Source organism: Glaciimonas sp. GNP009, assembly GCF_054343755.1.
On the sequence record NZ_JBTGUV010000004.1, the window covers coordinates 854,103 to 875,126 of the forward strand.

Below are 21,024 nucleotides of genomic sequence, written 5' to 3' on the forward strand. Positions count from 1 at the left end.
ATTGTTCTATATAAAGAACAATGAAAGACAATTGTGAATGATTTAAATGACCTGTATTTTTTCGCTAATGTGGTCGAAGAAGGCGGTTTCACGGCCGCTGGCAGATCCCTTGGGATTCCAAAGTCGCGACTATCGCGTCGCATCTCGGAACTGGAGGCACGGTTGGGCGTCCGATTACTGCAACGCAATACGCGTGGGATTGCACTCACTGATATCGGCAGTCGCTATTACAAGCAATGCCAGATCGTTTTGGCGGCGGCAGAAGCTGCGGAGAACGCGGTCACCAGTTCGCTGACCGAACCGAGCGGTCATGTGCGGGTAAGTTGTCTGGTGCCGATTGCACGTGAAAAGTTGACGCTTGCTCTCCCGTTTTTTTTGGAGCGATATCCTCGCGTAAGTGTCGAGCTGGTATTGACCAATCGGCGCGTCAATTTGCTGGAGGACGGAATTGATATCGCAGTCCGCGTCCGTACCCCTGAAGAGGAAGATCCCAATCTCGCCACGCGCAGACTGCAACGGACTGAAGTTTATCTGGTCGCTGCACCGACCTTAATGAAACAATTCGCGGTCCCGGAACACCCCCGAGCGTTAGCAAAATTTCCTTTTCTCGGTGCAGTCAATCAGGATCGTCGTGCACATTTTCCGATGGTTGGCCCCAACAACGAGCGGTACACACTAGTAGTCGATCCAAGACTAACGGTGGAAGACTTTACCATTCGAAAACAAGCCGCATTGCACGGCCTTGGGATTACGATGCTGCCATCAGAAAATTGTGACGACGAAATCGCCCGCGGAGAACTGCTGCGCGTCTTGCCAAATTGGGGCATGCCTTCGGGCACGCTGCAACTGGTCTATCTGACGCAGCGCGGACTCCTGCCCGCGGTCCGAGTTTTTATCGATTTTTTAATTGCGGAACTGTCCGAAAAATCAGAAAAAGTTAGTTAGTCAAGGCGCGGCAACGATGATCTCGCTAATCGTACACCACTGAATTGCCAACGCGCAGTCGCAGGGAAAAAATTGCGATAGCTCAATCGTGTGTGACCAATTGGTGTCACACACGACGACCCTCGCAGGACATATTGATTCACCATAAACTTACCGTTGTACTCACCTACCGCGCCTTCAAGCGCAGTGTAGCCCGGATACGGCCCATAACTACTCGTGGTCCATTGCCAGACTTGCCCAAAATAATCGGTCTCATCGTGATCGGCAACGTTAGCCGCACTCTCCCATTCGGCCTCGGTCGGAAGTCGCGCACCCGCCCAACGCGCGTACGCTTCGGCCTCAAAAAATGAAATGTGTGCGACCGCCTCATCCAGCGCTATTGGCTGCAAACCATTCAAGGTAAATTCCTGCCATGTCGAATCAAATTGGGAATGTGATTCTTGCCAGTAAATAGGATGAGTCAATTTTTCCTGCGTAATCCAATCCCAACCTGCGGCAAGCCATAACAAGGGATTTTGATAGCCACCATCTTCAACAAAAGCGAGATATTCACGATTACTGACCAGACGTGTTGCAATAAAAAATGGCTCAACAAATTGGCGATGGCGCGGTGTTTCATTATCAAAGAAAAAACCGACACCATCGTGCCCGATCTCCACAATACCACCATCGAATTTTTGCCAGTGTGATAGCGCTATTTGCGGCAATACATCCCTTGGCGCAACTTGATACAAAGATGTTTCGAGTAATTTATAAGGTGGCTTTAGCGGATTCATCGAAAATAGATGTTTGATATCCGTCAGCAACAACTCTTGATGTTGCTGCTCGTGATGCAATCCTAATTCGACCAGGGCGGCCAACGCATCAGCACTTGCAGATGGTAATTCTAAAGAAAATATTTGCGATACACGTTCGTCTACATTGCGGCGATAAGCCCATACCTCGTCCAATGACGGGCGCGTTATCAAGCCACGCTGCGCGCGCGGATGTTGCTGACCAATACCGTCGTAATAAGAATTAAATAGAACGCGGAACGCAGGATGAAATGGCTGAAAATTCGGTTCGAATCGTTCCAGAATGAATGTCTCAAAAAACCAGGTCGTATGCGCCAGATGCCACTTAACCGGACTTGCATCCGGCATCGATTGCACGCAGCAATCCTCTGCCTCCAAGGGTGCCACAAGCGCCATCGTATCTTCACGCAGCCTGGCAAACAAGGCCGCTAATGTCGCCATAGCCAAGGTCGGGGCCGCCACTTTTTCTACTGTCAAAGCACCCATTCTCATCCTCCCTGCGCGTGACACACCATGAACCACTCATGCGGATCACACCATGTCTGAATCTTGCCAAAACCGGCTTGCTGCAGCAGCGCGGTAAAACTCTGCTGCGTATACTTGTAACTGCTCTCAGTATGAATACGCTCGCCTGCCACGAACTGGCGGCTTCCACCATTTTTCCAGCGCACAGTCACGTTGCGCTTAGCTTCCAGATGCATTTCTACACGATGTTGTTGAGCATTATAAAAGCCGCGATGACGCCATTCACGAAGTTCAAAATCGGCATCCAACAGACGATTAATATGCTGTAAAAGATTGAGGTTAAACGATGCAGTCACTCCCAATGCGTCGTCATAAGCGGCATCCAGAATTGCCTTGTCTTTGATGAGATCGATCCCAATCAACAAGCCGCCACCGCCACTTTTATGTTCACCGTCATCGTTGTCTTTACCGCTATGGTTGCTATGATCGATCCCAATGGTTTTTCGAATCCGCAATAAAAATTTCAGCGCCTCAAGCGGCGTGTAGTTACCGATGGATGATCCCGGATAAAAAAATTGTCTACGTTCGCGCGAGATCGATACGGGTAATTCAAGCTCGTTCGAAAAATCCATGCCGAGACAAGTCATCGCGATGTGGGGAAATTGTTGCTGCAAACCCGCCACCGCCTCTTGCAAAAATTTCTCGGAAATATCGACCGCTACGTATTCACTGGGCTGCAAACTAGGAAAAAGCTTGGCGGCCTTGGCGCAATTGCCAGCGCCAAGATCAATCAACGTCGCCTTACGCCCCACCGCCGTCGCGATTTGTGACGCATACTGATCGAAAATGATTGCTTCGGTGCGGGTCGGATAGTATTCCGGCAACTCACAAATCGCAGCAAACAGACGCGAGCCGAGCGTATCGTAGAGATATTTGGGCGATGTTGACGCCTGAGGTGCCATTAATCCGGCCTCAAGCTGCGTAACGATCGCATCCTCAATATAACTTTGCGGCGTGCAGTTTTCCGGCTGCTCCGGTTGTTGTTGTTGAGCCAAGGAAGTCTCCAGAATGGTAAAAATAGTATTTATCGAACTAAGGCGTCCAACATCAGGCTATATATTTTGATGAGATTTAGGTAAAAGCACCGCGTACGCTAAGAATTGAGATGAATTACCGACAATTCTGCGCTGCTTCGCAACATCTACTACACTAGCAAACTAGTTTGATACCCCGTGATAGTAGTATTTGTATAATTTATCAGAGTATCGACATTCAGGTCAGACACTTGGTTCAAATTTACACGCGGAAATGCCATGCCGCAAACACAGCGCAACAAATTAACCAGTTAGCAACAAAATCAAAAGTAACATGACAACCACAACAAAAGTCCCTCAAAAACGCAGTTTAGCTACTTTAGCCGGATTAATTCCCTACCTTTCTCCTTATAAGCGCCAATTTGTACTGGCTGGGATTGCGCTATTGGTCGCCGCTGCCGCAACGTTGGCGATCCCTTACGCTTTCCGACAAATGATTGATTTGGGCTTTGGTGGAAACGGCATCAAGGACCCAAGCCACATTGATCTGTATTTTCTGGCTTTATTCGGCGTCGCGTGTATTTTGGGCGTAGCCACCGCGGCACGTTTTTACATGGTGTCCTGGCTTGGTGAACGCGTCACTGCGGACCTGCGCAGCGCTGTCTACTCCCACGTCGTGACCCAAAGTCCACAATTCTTTGAGACTACCAAAACTGGCGAGGTGCTCTCTCGCATCACGACCGATACCACGCTGATTCAGGCGCTGGTCGGGACCAGTATTTCAATGGCGTTACGCAATGGTTTACTGTTCGCTGGCGGCTTGATTATGTTGTTCGTCAGCAGTATCAAACTGAGCTCGATCATCATCGTCATGCTGGCCTTGGTAGTGCTACCAATCGTCTGGTTTGGACGGCGCGTACGAAAACTGTCTCGCGCCTCGCAGGATCGTGTTGCAGACGCCTCGGCGATGGCGGGTGAAATCTTGAATGCGATGCCGACTGTACAAGCCTTCACGCATGAAAACATCGAAGGAAACCGTTTTAAAGGCGCCATTGAAAGTGCGTTCGCAACTGCAATGGAGCGAATCCGCGCCCGTTCGTTGTTAACCATGATGGCGATTTTACTAGTGTTCGGTGCGATCGTATTCGTACTATGGTTGGGCGCGCACGCGGTCGTGCAAGGCAAAATGAGTGGCGGTGAACTGGGACAATTTATCTTGTACGCAGCGCTGGTTGCCGGTTCAATCGGTGCGTTGGCAGAAGTCATGGGCGATACGCAACGCGCTGCCGGCGCGACTGAACGCTTACTCGAATTATTATCGGCTAAGTCACCTGTTCAGTCATTATTAGTACCTGAAAACTTGCCGCCACGTACCGAACAAGGTGCGGCAGTAACGCTGGAAAATGTTGCCTTTCATTATCCATCCCGTCCAGACACGGCGTCGTTATCAGCGTTCTCGTTGACTATTCGTCCCGGTGAGACCGTCGCGATCGTTGGTCCTTCCGGCGCGGGTAAAACCACTTTATTTCAACTATTGCTGCGCTTCTATGACCCGCAACAAGGCAGCATCAAACTGGACGGCGTAGACATTAAGTTTCTGGATTTGCATAGTTTACGTGATGCCATCGGGATCGTTCCACAAGACACCGTCATCTTTTCTGCCAATGCGATGGAAAATATTCGGTACGGTCGGGTCGACGCTACGGATGCAGAAGTCATCGCAGCGGCGACCATGGCAGCCGCCGATGAGTTTATTGTCAGGCTTCCTGAAGGCTATCAATCGTTTCTGGGCGAACGCGGTGTACGTTTATCTGGCGGCCAGCGTCAACGCATTGCGATCGCCCGCGCCATGTTGAAAAATCCACCATTACTGTTACTGGATGAGGCCACGAGCGCACTTGACGCCGAATCTGAGCGTGTTGTCCAAGGCGCATTGGAAGCTGCCATGGTCGGTCGTACCACGCTGGTGATCGCTCACCGTTTGGCGACAGTCCAACGGGCCGATCGGATTATCGTGCTGGAACACGGCCATATAGTCGAAACAGGAAACCACGCGTCACTTGTCGCACAAAATGGCCTTTACGCGAGTCTGGCGGCGCTGCAATTTGGCACTGCAATTTAATAATGGCATCATCTAAAACCCTTTGATCGGAAAACCGCTATGAGCTTATTATTTTCCCCCTTAACTTTACGTAGCGTCACGCTGCCAAACCGGATCGCCGTCGCTCCGATGTGTCAATATTCGGCCCAGGATGGCTTTGCTAACGACTGGCACATGGTGCATTTGGGCAGTCGTGCGGTGGGCGGCGCTGGACTGGTGATTGTTGAAGCGAGCGCGGTCGTTGCCGATGGCCGAATCACACCCGAGGATCTTGGCATCTGGAAAGATGAACATATTGCGCCATTACGCCGGATCACGCAGTTCATTGCTCAGCAAGGCGCAGTAGCCGGCATTCAGCTAGCCCATGCCGGACGCAAAGCCAGTGTCACGCGACCATGGGAATCGACGCAAGGCAGCATTCCATTAGCGCAAGGTGGCTGGCAAACGGTAGCACCGTCGGCACTGGCCTTCGACACTAGTTTCGCAACGCCGTTAGCACTCACGGTGGAACAAATTGCCGATATAGTGCAAGCGTTTGTCGCTGCTGCAGAACGTGCCCACAAGGCTGGTTTCAAACTGATCGAAATACATGCAGCACACGGCTATTTGTTGCACGAATTTCTATCGCCATTAAGCAATACCCGCACCGATCAATACGGGGGCAGCTTTGAAAACCGCATACGTCTGGTCATGGAAGTCGTCACTGCTGTCCGTCAGGTCTGGCCTCAAGAGTTACCGATGTTTGTGCGGGTCTCTGCGACAGAATGGGTCGAGGGCGGCTGGAACCCGGATGAAACAGTGGCTTTGAGCGTATTGCTACGGGAAGCGGGTATCGATCTGGTGGATATCTCGACTGGTGGCAATGCGGCCAATGCCGTCATTCCGGTCGGTCCGGGATATCAGACGCAATTTGCGGCCCGCGTTAAAAAAGAAGCAGGCATTGCCAGCGGTGCAGTTGGCATGATTACGGAGCCGATTCAGGCTGAACACATTTTGCGCACCGAACAAGCCGACCTGATCTTGCTGGCGCGTGAATTGTTGCGCAACCCTAACTGGCCACTACACGCTGCGGATGCGCTGCGTGCCGAAACACCATGGCCACCGCAATATGCTCGCGCCACATCACGCAAAATGCCAATGCGGCCGTCGATTGATTATGGCGATGAGTGAAATCAATCGCGTATAAATTAGCCGTAACTTCGTTCACTCTTAGTTCACGTTAAGTACCGACTAACAGCGATTACGAGAAATCAGCGCTGCCGAACCCGTGAGACGGTTTGGGAGCGTGATCGCAACATCAAGTCGCGGACATACCAAGTCCGACGGCGACTTCAGAAATCAGGCGACGCAACCACACCACGTCGGGCGCAACATGCGAGCGCGTATGCCACAACATATAAAACCGCATTTTGGGCATATCGAACGGAAGCGGGAACACCTGAATCGGCCAGTCCTTCACAAAGTAATTAGCGAACTGACGACCGGTCGTAAAAATCAAATCTGACTTTGCCAACACATGCGGGACCAATGCAAAATAGGGAATTGCCACCTGAATGTTGCGCTTTAATCCTTGCTCCGCCAAAGCCGCATCAATGCTGCTCCGATGGCCTTCGATGTATGGGGTCGGTGCAAGGTGCGGCATCTCAACGTAATATTTTAGCGTCAGTCCCTTTTTGGCAACCGGGTGATCACGGTGCATCATGCAGACGACTTCGTCCTCAAACAGTTGCGCAAGATGCAAATGCTCAGGCGGATCGGGCCAATTACCGATGACCAGATCCAGCCGTCCGGTCTCCAGCGCATTAGAATAATCCAGCCCAGCATCAAGTGCATGCACCATCAGACTGGCGCCAGGAGCGCGCCGCCGCACTTGTTCAATGATCGAGGGAATCAACAAAACGTTCAGATAGTCCGGCGTTCCTACATGGAATATCCGTGCAGTGCTTCCTGCTTCAAATGCTGCTACCGGTGCGCCGATTTTTTCAAATACATCGAGTCCTTCCTTCGCCAGCGCCAATAGTTCCTGCCCGCGCTCGGTTGCTACCATTCCCGTTTTGCCACGCACTAAAATGGCATCGCCGGTCAACTCGCGCAAGCGCTTCAACGTATTGCTGATAGTCGGTTGCGATTGCCCCAACTTAATCGCCGTGCGTGACACACTCTTCTCCACCAGCAAAGTATGCAAGACGCGAAGCAGATAGGTATCGAGATGATGATTAGCGCGAGAAGTCATTAACAGTGGAGGAAAATTGAGTGAACATGAGGCGAACATAAGCCATCGGACAAATATGCCTGACAACTACCAAAAAAGTGTCTTTATACATTCTTGAAGGATAACGGATAAGTGACTGATTGAGTATATTCACATTCGCACAACCCTCATTCGTTTGATGCCTCTTTTCTGCTGTTGGGTGTACGCAATGCGTTGACGAAAAGAGTGCGCATGATTGGTGCACATTTTATGCGCTCCGATTATTCTCATCTCAAGCGGTCTCGGATAAACATTTTCCAACGATGACCGGCATTGAAGGCTTACATAAAGAGATTCACCAAAAATAGGCTCTTTTGAGGCGGCATTACATGATTCAAATTCGATTTCCTACCAACTTTAGACGACCGGTCTAATTTACGCTATACTTGCTAATATCATGCGAGCAACCTACGACATCACCAAACGCCACATACTCGACGCTGGACAGCAAATTATTGCGGTCAAAGGCTTCGCGGGCGTTGGATTAAGCGAAATTCTGAGCGCTGCAGATATTCCAAAAGGATCTTTTTACCATTACTTTGGATCAAAGGAACAATACGGCTGCGCGCTTCTTGAGCAATATTTTGATGAATATCTGGTTAAGCTCAAGCAAATACTGCACGCTCCCTTCGATGCTTCCAATACGGCACAATTAGCACGTTACCGGCTCTTGCAGTATTGGGGAGGATGGGTTGAAAGTCAGTCAAGCCACGACCCCAAGGGACGATGCATGGTGGTGAAGTTGGGCGCTGAAGTTGCCGACTTGTCGGACGATATGCGCATTGCACTGTGCAAAGGGACCAAACGCCTCATGGAGCAGTTGGCTATTTGCATTACCGAGGGCATCACAGAAGGTTCTCTGGATTCTCAGCTTAATCCCGAAAAAACGGCTGAAATGCTTTACCAAATGTGGCTGGGCGCAAGCCTCCTTGCCAAGCTACAACGCGATCGCCGCCCTCTCGAAAACGCCATGGAGACCACCATCAGCGTTTTGAAACAAGGGTAAAACCGCTTCCTTAGCAGTCTTACATTTGTTTACGAGAATCTCCCTGTTCATTCAGCCTATTAACTGAATGCTTTAAACAATCAAAAGCTATTTCTAACCCACATCGCTTGATTTACATGACAGCCCTATTGACTCGTCTTTTAGCTAGTCGACCGGTCTAATTTATAACTAATAAGGAATCGTATGTTTAATTTCGAACTCTATAATCCAACAAAAATTGTATTTGGTCGCGATACCGTCGCCAAACTATCTACATTAGTCCCAACTGATGCGCGCGTATTGATCTTATTCGGTGGTGCAAGCGCACAAAAAAATGGCACACTTGATGAAGTAAAAGCTGCGCTGGGCACACGCGAAGTGCAGGAATTTTCCGGCATCGAACCCAATCCTTCCTACGAAACCCTGATGCGTGCCGTAGAACACGTGCGCCGTGAAAAGATCGATTTCCTGCTAGCCGTGGGCGGTGGCTCCGTCATTGACGGCACCAAATTTATCGCCGCAGCCGCACACTTCGATGGTGAGCCTTGGGATATCGCCGTCAAAGGTGGCGTCAATATAACCAATGCTTTACCTTTTGGGACGGTGTTGACATTGCCCGCCACCGGCTCAGAAATGAACAATGGCGGCGTTGTGACGCGTAAATCAATCCAGGCCAAACTCGCCTTTCATAGCCCGTTGGTTTATCCGCAATTTTCGATACTTGATCCGAGTAAAACCTTTACCTTGCCACCACGTCAAATCGCCAACGGCGTTGTCGATGCCTTCGTGCACACAGTAGAACAATATTTGACCTATCCGGTAAATGGTCAGGTACAGGATCGCTTTGCTGAGGGATTGCTGCTGAGCCTGATTGAAACCGGTCCTCGCGTCATGGCCGAACCCAACGACTATGATGCGCGTGCTAACTTGATGTGGGTGGCGACATTGGCATTGAACGGTTTGATCGGTGCCGGCGTACCGCAAGATTGGGCGACGCATATGATCGGCCACGAACTGACGGCGCAATATGACATTGATCACGCCCGTACCCTGGCAATCGTGTTGCCATCGCTATTGACAGTACAACGCGAAAACAAGCGTGCCAAACTGCTGCAATATGCTGCGAGAGTGTGGAACATCACAGAAGGTAGCGAAGATGCCCGAATTGATCAAGCTATCCAGAACACCCGCGATTTCTTTGAAAGCATGGGCATTAAAACTCGCCTCGGAGATTATGAATTGGGTCAGGCTGCCATTGATATTGTGGTGACACAATTGAGTGCGCACGGGATGACAAAGTTAGGCGAACACAAGGATATTACGCTGGAAGTGAGTCGCAAAATCCTTGAAGGCGCTTTATAGTAAAAGAGACATCCATACCGGATCAAAATGGCGTGGCGTACGCGTAACCGCAACCGTACGCATCTGTTCCTTTAATAAGCTGCGAATAGTGCGTGAGCGTTACTGCGTCACTACCGGGCCGGATTTCTTTTTCTCGCATAAACTAATGCAATGCTATTTCATTCGATAGCCATCCTACCGACAACGCCGGGACACCGGCGTTGGTTCAACTTTCAGGAGACTTAACCATGCCTAAAGACAACACACTCAATCGCAGTATCGTCCTTGCCGCCCGTCCACATGGCGCGCCGACGGCCGAAACGTTTCGGTTAGAAGAAACGGCTGTCCCGACGCCAGCAACCGGTCAACTATTGCTGCGCACTCTGTACCTGTCGCTTGACCCTTATATGCGTGGTCGTATGAGCGACGCCCCATCTTATGCTGAGCCAGTGGCGGTGAATGCGGTTATGGGCGCTGGCACAGTCGCCCGCGTAGAGGCATCGCTGCATTCTGATTTCAAAGTAGGCGATCTTGTGCTCAGCTATAGCGGCTGGCAAGACTATATGTTGTCCGATGGCACCGGTCTGACAAAACTTGATCCTCATCTTCTTAAGCCATCGCACGCGTTAGGGGTACTGGGCATGCCCGGCTTTACCGCGTATGTCGGCTTGCTCGATATCGGTCAGCCGATAGCTGGCGAAACTCTGGTCGTTGCTGCTGCAACCGGCGCGGTTGGCTCTTTAGTAGGACAAATCGCTAAGCTGAAAGGATGTCACGTCGTAGGAATCGCAGGCGGTGCAGAAAAGTGCACATATGCAGTCGATGAGCTAGGTTTTGATGCCTGTATTGATCATCGCAGCAAAGACTTTCCACAGCAACTGGCCGCAGCCTGCGATAAAGGGATTGACGTCTATTTTGAAAACGTTGGTGGTGCAGTATTTGATGCCGTACTACCGCTGTTGAATTCATTTGCACGTATTCCAGTATGCGGCTTAATCGCCAACTATAACGCGACAGGATTACCGGAAGGACCAGATCGCTCATCAATACTTTCACGTGCGATATTGACCCGCCGCCTGAAGATACAAGGATTTATTAATTCAGATTATGCCCCACGTCATAACGCGTTTTTTAGCGAAATGAGCGGCTGGTTAAAAACTGGAAAAATTAAATATCGCGAGGAGTTCGTTGACGGCCTGGAGAATGCACCGCAAGCGTTTATCGGTCTTCTAGAAGGTAAAAATTTCGGCAAATTAATCATCAAGGTTGCCGAATAAAATCCTGCCTTAGTTGAGGTCAGCGTGACCGCGTTCACCCTTGCCAAGAATGTCTGTTAATAACAAAAAACGCTCGCGAACCGGAACAACCGGAGCGCGAGCGTTTTTGCTGTCATTAACTTTCAAATTTCCCATTAGGCAAATCGCGATGAAAGCACCGCGCTGCTGACTGACTTTGCTTAAGCCCTGATTTATTTAGTTCCGAATATCCGGTCCCCTGCATCACCCAAGCCAGGAACAATATACGCATGCTCATCAAGGTGTGAATCCAGACTGGCCACATATAATTTAACGTGTGGATGCGCATCCTGAAATACTTGCACGCCTTCTGGTGCGGCAACCAGCGCTAGAAAAATAATTTGCGCATCGGTCACACCACGTTGCTTAAGTACATTGACTGCGTACACGGCTGAGTTGCCTGTCGCCACCATCGGGTCACAAAGAATAAACGTGCGCTCAGCCAAATCCGGCAAACGCACAAGATACTCAACCGGTTCCAGCGTGGCAGGATCGCGGTAGACGCCAATATGTCCCACGCGGGCAGATGGCACCAAATCCAACAAGCCATCACTCATACCAATACCTGCACGCAGAACTGGCACCACGGCAAGCTTACGTCCGGCAATTACCGGCGCATCCATAGGTTGAATAGGCGTTTCAATACGCTGTGTCGTCAACGGCAAATCCCGCGTGATCTCATATCCCATCAATTGGGTAATTTCACGCAACAACTGGCGGAAAGTACGCGTCGACGTATCCTTAATACGCATATGGGTCAGCTTGTGCTGAATCAACGGATGATTAAGGATAAACAGATTGGGGAAACGCGGGTCGCTGAGCATAAGAATGAGACGAAAAATGATCGGTTGAGGTGAGCGAAACAAGGCAACGTATCTGTCAACAAGTGCCGCCGTATTTTCAGGCGGCGCTTATGAAACTCTCATGCACCTTTTGGAAAGTTTTATGCGACTCTTTAACGGCACCATCGAGGCCCATGCACAGTATGACAACCACCAGCAAACACCAACTACTGCGTGATGGATGCCGAGTTTTTTTCAGGTGCGACTAAAGTCAGCAAAGCTAAAATTTGCTCCAACTCATGGCGTACTTCGATCAGGTTAATTTTATTCTGTGCAGCTTCCGCGGCGGCGGCCATAGAATCTTTTTCTGCCTGCGCCATCCTGCCATCGAGTTTGTTACGCGCACCGCTAATGGTGAAACCTTGCTCATATAACAGTTCGCGGATACGCCGAATCAACAATACTTCATGATGTTGATAATAACGACGATTACCGCGCCGCTTAACCGGCTTCAATTGCGTAAATTCCTGCTCCCAATAACGCAAAACGTGCGGTTTTACGCCACAAAGTTCACTTACTTCACCAATAGTGAAATAGCGCTTTGCAGGAATAGGCGGCAAGACGATAACCTCAGATTTACTAATACGATCATTCATGAATTAGCTTAAAGAACGAGGGAAAAAGGTTGTTGCGAAGTCGCTTCGACCATGCCTTTAAGCTTCTGACTGGCATGAAAAGTGACGACACGACGCGCGGAAATAGGAATCTCTTCACCGGTTTTAGGGTTACGACCAGGTCTTTGTGGCTTGTCACGTAATTGAAAATTACCGAAGCCTGATAACTTAACCGCTTCGCCGCGTTCCAACGCATTCCGCATTTCATCAAAAAAAGTTTCGACCATATCTTTGGCTTCGCGCTTGTTAAGGCCAACTTGTTCAAATAAAAGCTCCGCCAACTCGGCTTTTGTTAATGTCGGTAAATCTTTTTCAGCCTGCGAGCGCGCCTGTGCCTCGCGCATCGCCCGATTCAGATCAGCGTCCAATACCGATTCAAACTCAACTGCCTGCATATCGCTCATTCTGCGTTCATTCCGTTGTTCTCACCCTGTTTTGCGATTCGCCACGTCAAAAAAACGAGCATTCTACTTATGCGACTTTTCAGCACGAACAGCTTCGTCATAGCGCCTCTCAGTCACGCACCTGGAGCTTGCTTTAAAGCATAGCCTTATTTTCCAACCATAAAGATTAACTTTAAGGTTGGCTCAAAGCTGGCATGAAAAAACCTACCAACGACACTTACTACTGGCACAAACTTCACGTCAAAATGTAAGCCTACCAAATGTGTATTACCTGACAGGTTTTATGTTTTTTAACAATCCAGCGTTTGCTTAACTGCGCAATTTCGCGCCGTCAATCTTTCCAATTGCCGCAATCAAAGCGGTCATGGCAGCATCAACGGTATCGTCTTGAAGGGTGTTTTCAGTATCTTGCAAGGTAAACCGGAAAGCAAGACTTTTTTCGTCATTTTCTAATCCCTTGCCATGATATTCATCAAATAAAACAAAGGCTTGCAGAATTCGACAGGCGTTGTTAGTACTCTTTTCGGTGGCAAAAATATCCAGCAAATCTTGCGCGGGAACACCTTGATTGACGACCACCGCGAGGTCCCGTACCACTGCCGGGAATTTAGAAATGTCGACGTACTTGGGAACTTCGCGTTGCTGTAAAGCCTCTACCGTAATCTCAAATACAACTGCCGCCAACGGAAGGTCATATTTCTGCTGCAAGCGCGGATGCAGCTCACCAATGAATCCAACGGCCTTGCCGTTCAACATGACCTGTGCCGAGCGGCCAGGATGCAAGGCCGGATGATCAATCTTAGCGAAGCGCAATATTGCCGGAGCGAATAAGGCCTCGAGATCTGCCTTTACATCATAAAAATCGACGACGCGGCTAACCTGTCCCCATTGCTCTTCAGCGTAGGGACCGTACGCCAGACCAGCGACATGTTTCGGTTGATCGAACCCTGCGACTGCTAACGCGCCGTCCTGGCTATCTACGTTACGCAAAAATACGGTACCAGATTCAAAAATACGGACGCGACTCACTTTACGGTTCAAGTTGTATTTCACATTTGCGACCAAACTGGCGATCAATGAAGAACGCATCACGCTCATCTGACTAGCGATAGGATTGATCAGTTTGATTGGTTGCACGTTAGCCGCAAAGTCAACTTCCCAGGCTTCTTCGACAAAGCTAAAGTTAATCACTTCCTGATAGTCCAGCGCGGCTAGCTTATGGCTGATTGCGAACAAAGAGCGCGTATTTTCAGGCGCAATAAACATTTCATTCGGCGCAACCGGCGGCAATGCAGGTATATTTTCAAAACCGTACACGCGCACGATCTCTTCGATCAGGTCTTCTTCAATTTCGATATCGAAACGGTAGGACGGCGGTGTAACCGAAAAAATACCCGGCTCTTGCGTAAACGTCAGATTAAGGCGTGTAAAAATATCCGCTATCGGTGCATCGGTCAGCGGCACACCAATCACCTTCACAGCGCGAGCGGTGCGAACGGTGACGGGCAAGCGTAACGGCAAGTTAATTTTTTGGTCGTCAACAGGACCGACTTTGGTATCGCCGTTGCCGCAAATTTCGATGAGCAACGCTGTGATCCGTTCGATATGTTCAACCGTGGTCGCAAAATCAACGCCCCGTTCAAAACGATGCCCGGCATCTGTGGAAAAATTAAACCGGCGTGCGCGTCCCTGAATCGCTTGCGGAAACCAAAACGCTGCTTCGAGATAAATGTTCTGCGTCTCCAACGAAACAGCGGTCGCGTCACCACCCATGATACCGGCCAGCGATTCGATTTGCTGTTCGTCTGCAATAACGCCAATCCACTCATCAACACTAACGGTATTGCCGTTTAACAGCTTGAGTGACTCACCCGTTTTTCCCCAACGTACATCAAGACTGCCATGGATTTTATCCAGATCAAACACGTGGGTCGGACGACCGAGTTCCAGCATTACATAATTGGAGATATCCACCAGTGCCGATATCGAGCGTTGACCGCTGCGTTCCAGACGTTGCTTCATCCATTGCGGCGTCGCAGCCCTGGCATTCAAACCGCGAATAACGCGGCCCGAAAAACGGCCGCATAAATCTGGTGCCGAAATAGTGACCGGCAATACTTCTGAAATATTGGCGCTTACTGCCTGGTAAGCTGGATGCTTAAGTTCGGTGCCGGTTAATGCAGACACTTCGCGCGCCACGCCCAATACGGAAAGGCAATCGGCCTTATTCGGCGTCAGTTTAATCGTGAATTTCAGATCATTCAGCTCATAATAATCACGAAAATTCATTCCTACTGAAGCATCGCCGGGCAATTCCAGCAGACCTTCGTTTTCTTCGGATAATTTCAGTTCACGGGCCGAACACAACATGCCGTGCGATTCAACTCCACGCAACTCGCCCACTTTGATTTCAAAAGGTTTGCCGTCAGCACCCGGCGGCAGCATGGCTCCCGGCATCGCGCACGGCACTTTAAGGCCAGCGCGAACGTTCGATGCGCCGCACACGATTGTCAACGCAGTGCCGGTTCCAACATCGACCTGACACACATTGAGTCGGTCTGCGTTCGGATGTTTGGCGATCTCTAACACGTGGCCAACCACGACATTCGTGAACGGCGGCGCAACCGGCGCGACCTCTTCTACTTCGAGGCCTGACATCGTCAGCAAGTGGGATAATTCGTCCGAAGTCATGCTCGGATCGACCATTGTACGCAGCCAGCTTTCAGAGAATTGCATAGTAAACCTTCAAAAACCTTTCATCATGGAAGACTCGGATCAGCTTGCTCGCCATGAAGGCGGCACATAGCATCCGAGACGTCTTGGGCGAGCGCGATTTCTAATTAAATTGCTTTAAAAAGCGCAAATCGCCTTCGTAAAATAGACGCAAGTCGCTGATCCCGTAACGCAACATTGTCAAGCGCTCGAGACCTGAGCCGAACGCAAAACCGATAAACTGCTCAGGGTCAAGACCCATATTGCGCACAACGCTCGGGTGAACCTGACCTGCACCGGACACTTCTAACCAACGCCCTTTTAGTGGGCCACTGCCAAATGCGATATCGATTTCGGCCGATGGTTCGGTGAAAGGAAAATAAGAAGGTCGGAAGCGGACTTGTAAATCGTCAGTTTCGAAAAACGCTTTGACGAAATTCAGGTACACACCCTTGAGGTCGGCAAAACTGATATCTTCAGCGATCCACAAACCTTCAACCTGATGAAACATCGGCGAATGGGTAGCATCACTGTCCACACGATAAGTGCGACCGGGTGCGATTACTTTGATCGGTGGCTTGTTCATGCGCGCATAGCGTACCTGCATCGGACTGGTATGCGTACGCAATAGCAACGGCTTGCCTTGTGTGTCATTGCCTTCGATGTAGAAGGTATCCTGCATTGAGCGCGCAGGATGATTTTCCGGGCTATTCAATGCGGTAAAGTTAGTCCAATCTGTTTCGATTTCGGGACCGTCGGCCACATCAAAACCAATCGACCGGAAAATTTCTTCAACCCGTTCCCAGGTCCGCATCACGGGATGAATTCCGCCAACGCCACGACCACGACCAGGCAAAGTCACGTCAATTGCCTCGGCATTCAAACGGACTTGCATCTGCGCGTCTGCCAGCGCATCACGGCGCGCGGTCAGCGCGTTCTCGATCTGCTGTTTGGCGACATTGATCACGGCACCTTGCACTTTACGTTCGTCCGGTCCGAGCTTGCCCAGACCTTTCATTTGCTCGGTAATTTGACCGGTTTTGCCAAGATATTTGGCTTTGGCGTTTTCCAGCGCAGCCGCATCAATTGCGGCAATAAAATCAGCCTGGGCTTGCGTTACAAGTTGTTCTAGGGAGTTCATGCAGTTTTTCCTGCTCCAATGGGAAGCCGAAAAATTCCAATAAGCATTAGTAATGAAGGGGAGAAATTAAAAAAGTGTTTAAATAACGGCGTTATCCGCATCCACTGCGTTACACCTATCGTCCAATTGCCAAGGGCATCCAGGCGGCGTAACAACACACTTTTAATCTATCCACACTCTCATTTCCAAAGCAAACAGGAACAAGAAACCATTAAAAATTCAGCAAAGACAAACGAATGAAATCGTATTCGATACAGAATAAAATGGCAGTTAAAAAACACAAACGGGGCATAAGGTATACACCTCTGCCCCGCTCGGGATTGCGCATGCTTCATAAATTAAAGTTACCTGAGGTGACCTCAACTCAGCTGCACTAGCAAAACTACGTCGTTAATTACGCAGCGATGATGGCTTTAACTTGATTGACAATCGCAGCAAACGCTGGCTTGTCCATCACTGCCATATCGGCCAGGACTTTACGGTCCAGTTCGATAGAGGCACGTTTCAGACCATTCATGAATACGCTGTATGTAACGCCATGCTCACGAGAAGCGGCGTTAATACGGGCGATCCACAATGCACGGAAGACGCGCTTCTTGTTACGACGATCGCGATACGCGTATTGACCAGCGCGCATAACTGCTTGCTTGGCAACACGGTAAACTTTACTGCGGCGACCGCGGTAACCCTTAGCAAGGGCTAGAACTTTTTTATGACGGGCACGAGCTGTAACCCCACGTTTTACTCTAGGCATAGTAACTCCTTAATAGTGTGAGGTTATGAGTTCGGCAACATTGCGCGGACGGATACCATGTTTGTTTCATGGACACCGACTGAACCACGCAAATTACGTTTGGTCTTGGTTGTTTTTTTGGTCAGGATGTGACGTTTGAACGCTTGACCGCGCTTAACAGTTCCACCCGGACGGACGCGAAAGCGCTTCTTAGCACCGCTTTTCGTTTTCATTTTTGGCATGATTCTATCTGTCCTTAAGGACAGCTCCTTTTTTAACATGATTGTAGGTGGCAACAATCGTTGCACTTGTATGCCTACTCTCACTTGTTTAAACCTGACCACCCAATTCCGTGACCAGATTTTGCAACGGAATCAAGTCCGTTGCTTTTGGATCGGGCGGGCGATAAATCGGTCACCTGATCACAAAATTTGAAAAGAAATGCAATCAACGGAGTCATCCGAATCATTCACTCCTTCTTTGTATTATTTCTTTTTCTTAGGGCCAATGATCATGATCATCTGGCGCCCTTCCATCTTAGGCCACTGCTCAACTTGTCCGAACGGCTCAAGATCAGATTTAAGGCGTTCCAACATGCGCACACCGATATCCTGGTGGGCCATTTCACGACCGCGAAAACGCAAGGTGATTTTGGTTTTATCGCCGTCTTCAAGAAACTTGGTCAAATTGCGCAGTTTGATGCCGTAATCGCCATCATCGGTACCCGGACGGAATTTAACTTCCTTGACCAGAATAACCTTCTGTTTCAATTTGGCTTCGTGGGCTTTCTTCTGTTCCTGGTATTTAAACTTACCATAGTCCATAAGACGCGCAACGGGAGGCTGAGCAGTCGGCGCAATTTCCACCAGATCTACGTTAGCTTCTTCAGCCAGACGAAAGGCTTCCGCCAACGAAACGATACCGAGCGGTTCGTTTTCGACGCCGCTAAGACGCAATTCAGGTGCTGTTACTTCACCATTTATGCGATGTGACTTGTCCGTAGCTATTGCAGTTTCCTTTAAAAATCAAATAGATAAGCCGTGCTTCCACGCTTTGGGTTTTCCGATCAGGCTTTGGTTTCAACCTCAATTTTGAGGCGCTCTACCAATGCGTCAATTGACATGACACCTAAATCGACATTACCCCGCGCACGCACGGCCACTGTATTTGCATCACGCTCCTTATCACCAACAACGAGGATATAGGGCGGTTTTTGCAAAGAATGCTGGCGTATTTTATAGGTAATCTTCTCATTACGCAAATCTGCCTCTACCCTAAATCCTTGTTTCTTCAGCGTTTGTGCAACACTTTGCACGTATTCCGACTGTGCATCCGAGATATTCAAAATAACAACCTGAACCGGTGCCAGCCATAAAGGCATCGCGCCAGCGTGGTTTTCAATCAAAATACCAATGAAACGCTCCAACGAACCTACAATCGCCCGATGCAACATGACCGGAACCTTGCGATTGTTATCTTCTGTCACATATTCCGCGCCCAAACGACCAGGCATTGAGAAATCGACCTGCATCGTGCCACATTGCCATGAGCGACCAATAGAGTCTTTCAGATGATATTCAATCTTCGGACCATAAAACGCACCCTCACCCGGCAATTCCTCCCAAGTGGTTCCTGACGCACGCAGAGCGTCGCGTAGTGCGTCCTCAGCCTTGTCCCACACATCATCTTCACCGACGCGTTTTTCCGGTCGCAGGGCTAGTTTGACCGCGACTTCGGTAAAACCGAATCGATCATAGACTTCACGTACCACTTTATCAAAAGCCGCAACTTCGCTCTGGACCTGATCTTCGGTACAGAAAATATGACCATCATCTTGCGTAAAGCCGCGCACACGCATCATGCCGTGCAAAGCGCCGGACGGTTCGTTGCGATGGCATTGACCAAACTCGCCAAAGCGCAGCGGCAAATCGCGATAGCTATGCAGTGTAGAGTTAAATATTTCGACATGGCCCGGGCAGTTCATCGGCTTCAGCGCATAGCTGCGATTTTCCGATTCAGTTGTGAACATATTGTCACGGTAATTTTCCCAGTGCCCGGTTCTTTCCCACAACGAACGATCCAGAATCTGTGGTGCCTTTACTTCCTGATAACCATTATCTTGATAGACACGGCGCATGAACTGCTCAACTTGTTGCCAGATAGTCCATCCTTTTGGATGCCAGAAAATCAAACCTGGCGCCTCTTCCTGCATATGGAATAAATCTAAAGCGCGGCCTAGTTTGCGGTGATCGCGCTTTTCTGCCTCTTCCAGCATGTGCAAATAGGCTTCCTGATCTTCTTTTTTAGTCCACGCAGTGCCGTATACCCGTTGCAGCATTTCATTTTTAGCATCACCACGCCAGTAAGCGCCCGCTAACTTCATCAATTTGAAGACTTTTAGCTTGCCGGTAGAAGGTACGTGCGGACCGCGGCACAAGTCGGTGAACGACCCTTCGGTATAGAGCGAAACCTCTTGATCAGCCGGAATTGATTCGATCAACTCGGCCTTATACGCCTCACCAATTGACTTGAAGTAAGCGACCGCTTCGTCACGTGGCAATACCCGGCGTGTCACTGGCTCGTCTTTTTTTGCCAGTTCTGCCATTTTCTTTTCGATGACAACCAAGTCTTCCGGAGTGAACGGGCGTTTATATGCGAAGTCGTAATAGAAGCCATTTTCAATCACCGGACCAATAGTCACTTGCGCGTCGGGGAATAACTCTTTGACTGCATAGGCCAACAGATGGGCGGTCGAATGGCGAATCACATCAAGGCCCTCGGCATCTTTGTCGGTAATGATGGCCAAGGCGACGTCGCGCTCAATCAGATATGAGGTATCAACGACGACGCCATCGACTTTACCTGCTAACGCGGCTTTTGCCAGGCCTGTACCAATACTTGCGGCCACTTGGGCGACTGTCAGTGGCGCATCGAATTGACGCTGTGAACCATCGGGAAGTGTAACTGATACCATTTTGAACTCCATATCGATCATCGCTCTACATTCAGCGATGCCATATTAAATAAAATAAATTGATGAATAATGGTCAAAAATGCAGACGAAAAAAAACGCGGACCAGCCGCGCTTTCTCAACAATGAAAAAGACCTCGACTAGTGTCGCGCGCAGATTGCGGTGGTAGTTCGCGGTGTCATAACCAGGATGCCTTTCTCGCTCTTACAGATATTGTTTCGTGTTTTGACTGCTGTGATGGTCTAAAGCCTGCAGATTGACAGATGATACCAGAAAACCACCGCAATATGGGTAGCTGCGCATCAGCCGTCCAACGAGCGATAAGCGGCGGACGTATCGTTTTAGTCGACTATTTGCCGTTTAAGCCCCATCTGCGATGTAGAGCGAGCCAATGG

At 49.6% G+C, this 21,024-nt stretch carries 18 protein-coding genes; 6 read left to right on the forward strand and 12 right to left on the reverse strand.

All coding sequences use genetic code 11. The annotated features are described in order from the left end of the window. The first annotated feature begins 33 nt into the window (after window positions 1-33). Entirely contained in the window at window positions 34-945 is a 912-nt protein-coding gene (locus tag ACXX82_RS04805; protein WP_458562525.1) for a LysR substrate-binding domain-containing protein, read from the forward strand. Here ACXX82_RS04805 and egtB read toward each other — a convergent pair. Together egtB and egtD are read right to left on the reverse strand one after the other, a co-directional pair. Continuing rightward, window positions 942-2,231: an ergothioneine biosynthesis protein EgtB gene (gene egtB, locus ACXX82_RS04810; RefSeq protein WP_416186770.1), complete on the reverse strand. Its 1,290-nt coding sequence runs from the start codon at window positions 2,229-2,231 to the stop codon at window positions 942-944. The two genes, ACXX82_RS04805 and egtB, sit on opposite strands and share 4 nt — an antisense overlap. Further along, window positions 2,228-3,259: an L-histidine N(alpha)-methyltransferase gene (gene egtD, locus ACXX82_RS04815; RefSeq protein WP_322232448.1), complete on the reverse strand. Its 1,032-nt coding sequence runs from the start codon at window positions 3,257-3,259 to the stop codon at window positions 2,228-2,230. Before egtD ends, egtB begins: the two co-directional genes overlap by 4 nt. Window positions 3,260-3,572: 313 nt before the next feature. Here egtD and ACXX82_RS04820 point away from each other — a divergent pair, with 313 nt between their 5' ends. Both ACXX82_RS04820 and ACXX82_RS04825 read left to right on the forward strand, forming a co-directional pair. Beyond that, window positions 3,573-5,360, forward strand: coding sequence for an ABC transporter transmembrane domain-containing protein (locus ACXX82_RS04820; protein WP_322232449.1), 1,788 nt, complete (start codon window positions 3,573-3,575; stop codon window positions 5,358-5,360). Between the two features lie 39 nt (window positions 5,361-5,399). Next, a complete protein-coding gene (locus tag ACXX82_RS04825; protein WP_322232450.1) occupies window positions 5,400-6,509 on the forward strand; it encodes an NADH:flavin oxidoreductase/NADH oxidase in 1,110 nt (369 codons plus the stop codon). 127 nt (window positions 6,510-6,636) lie between these two features. On the opposite strand, the gene ACXX82_RS04830 is transcribed toward ACXX82_RS04825, so the two are convergent. Beyond that, the gene (locus ACXX82_RS04830) at window positions 6,637-7,572 is read right to left on the reverse strand and encodes a LysR family transcriptional regulator (RefSeq protein ID WP_323507038.1); all 936 of its coding nucleotides are present in this window, start codon (window positions 7,570-7,572) and stop codon (window positions 6,637-6,639) included. A gap of 415 nt (window positions 7,573-7,987) precedes the next feature. Between ACXX82_RS04830 and ACXX82_RS04835 the strand changes: the two genes are divergently transcribed. The 3 genes from ACXX82_RS04835 (at window position 7,988) to curA (ending at window position 11,193) form a co-directional block, all read left to right on the forward strand. Further along, the gene (locus tag ACXX82_RS04835) at window positions 7,988-8,596 is read left to right on the forward strand and encodes a TetR/AcrR family transcriptional regulator (protein ID WP_458562526.1); all 609 of its coding nucleotides are present in this window, start codon (window positions 7,988-7,990) and stop codon (window positions 8,594-8,596) included. Window positions 8,597-8,779: 183 nt separating this feature from the next. Beyond that, on the forward strand, window positions 8,780-9,937 hold the full coding sequence (locus ACXX82_RS04840; protein WP_322232453.1) for an iron-containing alcohol dehydrogenase: 1,158 nt from the start codon (window positions 8,780-8,782) through the stop codon (window positions 9,935-9,937). A gap of 227 nt (window positions 9,938-10,164) precedes the next feature. Next, window positions 10,165-11,193, forward strand: a complete 1,029-nt coding sequence (gene curA / locus ACXX82_RS04845) for an NADPH-dependent curcumin/dihydrocurcumin reductase (RefSeq protein WP_458562527.1) — start codon at window positions 10,165-10,167, stop codon at window positions 11,191-11,193. A 191-nt stretch (window positions 11,194-11,384) separates the two neighbouring features. Here curA and upp read toward each other — a convergent pair whose 3' ends face one another. The 9 genes from upp to thrS all read right to left on the reverse strand — a co-directional run bounded on the left by upp (window position 11,385) and on the right by thrS (window position 20,631). Beyond that, window positions 11,385-12,035: a uracil phosphoribosyltransferase gene (gene upp / locus ACXX82_RS04850; protein WP_458563958.1), complete on the reverse strand. Its 651-nt coding sequence runs from the start codon at window positions 12,033-12,035 to the stop codon at window positions 11,385-11,387. A gap of 185 nt (window positions 12,036-12,220) precedes the next feature. Further along, window positions 12,221-12,649 carry a MerR family transcriptional regulator gene (locus tag ACXX82_RS04855; RefSeq protein ID WP_322232455.1) on the reverse strand — a complete coding sequence of 143 codons (429 nt, stop codon included), beginning with the start codon at window positions 12,647-12,649 and terminating at the stop codon, window positions 12,221-12,223. Window positions 12,650-12,657: 8 nt separating this feature from the next. Next, window positions 12,658-13,071, reverse strand: a complete 414-nt coding sequence (locus ACXX82_RS04860) for an integration host factor subunit alpha (RefSeq protein ID WP_322232456.1) — start codon at window positions 13,069-13,071, stop codon at window positions 12,658-12,660. A gap of 309 nt (window positions 13,072-13,380) precedes the next feature. Further along, entirely contained in the window at window positions 13,381-15,807 is a 2,427-nt protein-coding gene (gene pheT, locus ACXX82_RS04865) for a phenylalanine--tRNA ligase subunit beta (RefSeq protein WP_458562528.1), read from the reverse strand. A 100-nt stretch (window positions 15,808-15,907) separates the two neighbouring features. Next, the gene (gene pheS / locus ACXX82_RS04870; protein ID WP_323507040.1) at window positions 15,908-16,924 is read right to left on the reverse strand and encodes a phenylalanine--tRNA ligase subunit alpha; all 1,017 of its coding nucleotides are present in this window, start codon (window positions 16,922-16,924) and stop codon (window positions 15,908-15,910) included. A gap of 394 nt (window positions 16,925-17,318) precedes the next feature. Beyond that, window positions 17,319-17,678, reverse strand: a complete 360-nt coding sequence (gene rplT, locus ACXX82_RS04875; RefSeq protein WP_168055225.1) for a 50S ribosomal protein L20 — start codon at window positions 17,676-17,678, stop codon at window positions 17,319-17,321. Between the two features lie 23 nt (window positions 17,679-17,701). Further along, the gene (gene rpmI / locus ACXX82_RS04880) at window positions 17,702-17,899 is read right to left on the reverse strand and encodes a 50S ribosomal protein L35 (RefSeq protein WP_168055223.1); all 198 of its coding nucleotides are present in this window, start codon (window positions 17,897-17,899) and stop codon (window positions 17,702-17,704) included. Window positions 17,900-18,142: 243 nt separating this feature from the next. After that, on the reverse strand, window positions 18,143-18,664 hold the full coding sequence (infC, locus tag ACXX82_RS04885; protein ID WP_108439777.1) for a translation initiation factor IF-3: 522 nt from the start codon (window positions 18,662-18,664) through the stop codon (window positions 18,143-18,145). A gap of 59 nt (window positions 18,665-18,723) precedes the next feature. After that, on the reverse strand, window positions 18,724-20,631 hold the full coding sequence (thrS, locus tag ACXX82_RS04890; RefSeq protein WP_458562529.1) for a threonine--tRNA ligase: 1,908 nt from the start codon (window positions 20,629-20,631) through the stop codon (window positions 18,724-18,726). Window positions 20,632-21,024 lie beyond the last annotated feature (393 nt).

Coding starts and splice junctions, on each gene's coding strand:
- egtB (WP_416186770.1), bottom strand. CDS start 2,231: ATGAGAATGGGTGCTTTGACAGTAGAAAAAGTGGCGGCCCCGACCTTG.
- ACXX82_RS04820 (WP_322232449.1), top strand. CDS start 3,573: ATGACAACCACAACAAAAGTCCCTCAAAAACGCAGTTTAGCTACTTTA.
- ACXX82_RS04825 (WP_322232450.1), top strand. CDS start 5,400: ATGAGCTTATTATTTTCCCCCTTAACTTTACGTAGCGTCACGCTGCCA.
- ACXX82_RS04830 (WP_323507038.1), bottom strand. CDS start 7,572: ATGACTTCTCGCGCTAATCATCATCTCGATACCTATCTGCTTCGCGTC.
- ACXX82_RS04835 (WP_458562526.1), top strand. CDS start 7,988: ATGCGAGCAACCTACGACATCACCAAACGCCACATACTCGACGCTGGA.
- ACXX82_RS04840 (WP_322232453.1), top strand. CDS start 8,780: ATGTTTAATTTCGAACTCTATAATCCAACAAAAATTGTATTTGGTCGC.
- curA (WP_458562527.1), top strand. CDS start 10,165: ATGCCTAAAGACAACACACTCAATCGCAGTATCGTCCTTGCCGCCCGT.
- upp (WP_458563958.1), bottom strand. CDS start 12,035: ATGCTCAGCGACCCGCGTTTCCCCAATCTGTTTATCCTTAATCATCCG.
- ACXX82_RS04855 (WP_322232455.1), bottom strand. CDS start 12,649: ATGAATGATCGTATTAGTAAATCTGAGGTTATCGTCTTGCCGCCTATT.
- ACXX82_RS04860 (WP_322232456.1), bottom strand. CDS start 13,071: ATGAGCGATATGCAGGCAGTTGAGTTTGAATCGGTATTGGACGCTGAT.
- pheT (WP_458562528.1), bottom strand. CDS start 15,807: ATGCAATTCTCTGAAAGCTGGCTGCGTACAATGGTCGATCCGAGCATG.
- pheS (WP_323507040.1), bottom strand. CDS start 16,924: ATGAACTCCCTAGAACAACTTGTAACGCAAGCCCAGGCTGATTTTATT.
- rplT (WP_168055225.1), bottom strand. CDS start 17,678: ATGCCTAGAGTAAAACGTGGGGTTACAGCTCGTGCCCGTCATAAAAAA.
- rpmI (WP_168055223.1), bottom strand. CDS start 17,899: ATGCCAAAAATGAAAACGAAAAGCGGTGCTAAGAAGCGCTTTCGCGTC.
- thrS (WP_458562529.1), bottom strand. CDS start 20,631: ATGGTATCAGTTACACTTCCCGATGGTTCACAGCGTCAATTCGATGCG.